Annotated in this window: 2 protein-coding genes; both read right to left on the reverse strand. The window is 45.5% G+C overall.

Annotated features, from left to right (window positions below; translation table 11 throughout):
• Positions 1–34 precede the first annotated feature (34 nt).
• Positions 35–1,480: an ATPase RavA stimulator ViaA gene (viaA, locus tag QTO00_RS16995; RefSeq protein WP_331425838.1), complete on the reverse strand. Its 1,446-nt coding sequence runs from the start codon at positions 1,478–1,480 to the stop codon at positions 35–37.
• 9 nt (positions 1,481–1,489) lie between these two features.
• Positions 1,490–3,154, reverse strand: coding sequence for an ATPase RavA domain-containing protein (locus QTO00_RS17000; protein ID WP_331425839.1), 1,665 nt, complete (start codon positions 3,152–3,154; stop codon positions 1,490–1,492).
• Between the last annotated feature and the right edge of the window lie 86 nt (positions 3,155–3,240).

Consider the following 3,240-nt stretch of genomic DNA (forward strand, 5'->3'; position numbering starts at 1 on the left):
CCAAATAACCTCTGTAAAAATGGTAGTCGAATGACTACCATTTTTTCATCAATCGTCCGACGAGGTTTGGATGGTAAGCCCAACTGTGGTCAAACATAGCCATCAATTCTGGGTTACCGTATTTAGACAGGCTAATTGCATGGAAGCGATTCTTTTTCTTCTTCAGCTCTTCCACTCTGGCAATCATTTCGTCTGACTGTCTCGGCGCGATAAAATCTGAGATCACCACCAAATCAGCATTCTTATACTTATCACCGTACATCAAGTCGATTGACTTCATGATCACCGGGCCAAGGTCAGTTCCACCATGGAAATTGTAACTGAGGAAATCGCTCGCTTCTCGCAATCCATCTTGCTTAGTCAACTCATAGGTGATCTGCTCAGTCGAAAATAGCATCACATAGCAGTCGCGATCTTCGGCTAAAGCAATTTGCATTAATGCGTAAGCCATCGCTTTAGCGCACTGCTCAGGGAAGCCATTCATAGAGCCGGATGCGTCAACGCAGATGATAAATGGCCCTTTTTCCACATCCACTTGCTTGTTATCCGGTTGCTGAGCACGGATCTTACGCAGAGTTCGCGACTTGCCCTGCATGCGATAGTTCATTAAGCGTTTATCAACCAGATGTTTGTAAAACACCACCTCAAGCTCTGGATAGGCAAGAAACATGGTTTCGTTCGGCAGTAGCTTGTTTAGGTCGTCACTTTCATGAATACCGACGATATCATCGGTCGCTTCGTCAGCCTTCTCCTCGACCATTTGCAGCTCTTCAGCGGGGGCAAGGTTTAAGTCCGGGTCATTCACCTGACTCGCCATACGACCAAGCTGTTCGCTAATCTCTTGCAGTCCTTTATTCTTTTTCAAAAACTCTGCGTGACGCTTCATGATATTTAGATCAGATTTGCTTAACTTGGCCGATGCCATGTCCCACAAACGACCGACGCTGCCTTCATCCCCCTCTTCCGTTACTTTGTCCATGCTTTTCATGGTCTCAATACGTTGATAGAGATCTTTGAGTACCTTTTCTTTATTCGCCTCAAGCTCGGTGACTTGAGCCTGGCGAATCGCATCAGACAGGCTTTGATACCATTGGTCGCAGAAGTAGTGAGGGAACATAGGGTTGTTAAGCCCTTTGTTCTTTTCTAGGAGTCGACGAGCCTGCAAGTAGAACGCAGAGTGCCACTCTAGCTTTTTGATAACTTCAGGAATGTCAGCAAAGAAGCGCGTTTCATCCCAATGAATGACTTCTTGATAGAGCGCTAACTCCTGCTGAAAACGCTCTGTTTCACACACTTTGGTGATGCGTTTTTTAACGCTACCACGCCATTTCAACAGATGATTCTTAACCGAGCTTTTTACACCACGGTTATCTGCCATTACCATCACTTGCGAACGCGCTAAAAGATCATTGACTGCAGTATCGATAATACCTGAATCTGCGATCGCAAGGGCTAAGTTTAATCCGTCGGCTCCTAACATATCGGCTCCTTATGAGAAGAACTGATTTAAGTTCTTAAAGCGGAAAACCGTACGCTCACACTCGGTTTTGGTCGACTCAAGTACTTGCTGCAAATTCTGCAAACTCGCTTCCATCGCTCTTGGCAGCTCTTGATCAATAAAGCCATGTGGTAAGGCGCCATGAAAATTTGATCGTACTTTACGTAGATGATGCTCGGCGTGCTCTAGTTGGGCCATCGCTTGTTCAGACTTAGCCAACCACTCTTGGTAAACAGACTCATCTAAACCTTTATTGGTCACGATAGAAACCAGCACACCACGATTTGCAATGTCTTTAATCACTAAGTTATTGGCTGCATCCACATCAAAGCGAAGGCGACACATGTTGGTATTCTGATTTACATAACCATACACATCGCCCTGACCTTCTTTGATCACGCGCTCGAGTTCATTCTTCGGCACATACACCCAACGACTGTCGCCCTTCTCTGACTCAGAGACCGACATATTGCTTTGCAGCACCACCAATTTCACCAGATCAAAAGCGCTGCCTACTTGGTATGATTTAGCATCAGAAATGTCATAACTATTGATCTGCTTCTTAAGCAAACCTGTTGTTGACTCGAGTGACAGCACGACACTGAACTCTAGTTCGAGTTCCTCTTGCACGTCCGCTAACTCTTCACGGCACAGGGTAATTTGCTGTTCGACCTCTTGTTGATCGAAAGCATGGTTCAGCGCAAACTGCTTAACAACATTACGCACAACATCGCGCGATTCTGGGCTATTCCACAGACAGTCTTGCAGCAAGAGTAAATCAAGAGGATTGATCGAGTCTCGCCCGTTAAAGTACGCACTGGCTTTGAGCAGTTTAACCGCTTTTTTCCAACGACGGTCTGAGACATACATGTCAGTATCGGCAATATCAACACCACTTGCCTCTTTTGCCGCCGCTTCAAGCATACTCTTAAGCTCAAATAGCTTTTCAAACACCTCGTCAGACAGTTCGAGCTTTTCAAGCTCCTGCTGCCATTGATGGTATTCCTCGTCAGTAATCGCTAGCCCTTCTGGAATAGCCGCCTCTTGTGGCGTGCCTACGGTAAGCATGGATTTGAAATTTTGTTTGTTTTGAATTCTGTTGACGAAAACGCGGACTAACATACGGTCATATAGCGCCTCTAGGCCACTATCTTCATCAGGCAGTTCATTCGAAGCCGAAACCAGCAAACGCATTGGCACGCGTTCGATGTCACTGCCGTTTTTGAACGTTTTCTCGTTAACTACAGTCAACAGAGTATTCAGAATCGCCGGGCCAGCTTTCCATATCTCATCTAAAAACACCACCTGTGCGGTTGGCAAATAGCCTTTTGTTAGGCGCAAGTAACGACCGTTATCTTTCAACTCTTGAATACTTAAAGGGCCAAACACCTCTTCAGGTGTAGAAAATCGAGTCATGAGGTATTCAAAATACGACGAGTTGTCGAAGGCCTGAATAAGACGTTTAGCAATTAAGCTTTTGGCGATCCCAGGGGGACCAAGTAGGAAAACACTCTCTCCGGCAAGCGCAGCAAGTAGGCACAATTTAATTGTTTCTTCGCGTTCATAGACCCCATCAGACAAAGCGGCTGCTAAGCGACTAATTCGTTCGGAGAGCAGTGCTTTTTGAGAGTGAGACACTCTATTAGTGCTTATCATGTTCTCGCTCCCCTTGGTTACCCGGATGGTATGTATATATAAATTTATACATATGTTATCACTTTGTTACAAGTGTATTTTTAGGA

The sequence above is a fragment of the Vibrio sp. M260118 genome (assembly GCF_036533755.1).
Lineage (GTDB): Bacteria > Pseudomonadota > Gammaproteobacteria > Enterobacterales > Vibrionaceae > Vibrio.

Bases quoted from the DNA above. Each gene is read 5' to 3' on its own strand.
- viaA (WP_331425838.1), bottom strand. From the start codon at position 1,480: ATGTTAGGAGCCGACGGATTAAACTTAGCCCTTGCGATCGCAGATTCA.
- QTO00_RS17000 (WP_331425839.1), bottom strand. From the start codon at position 3,154: ATGATAAGCACTAATAGAGTGTCTCACTCTCAAAAAGCACTGCTCTCC.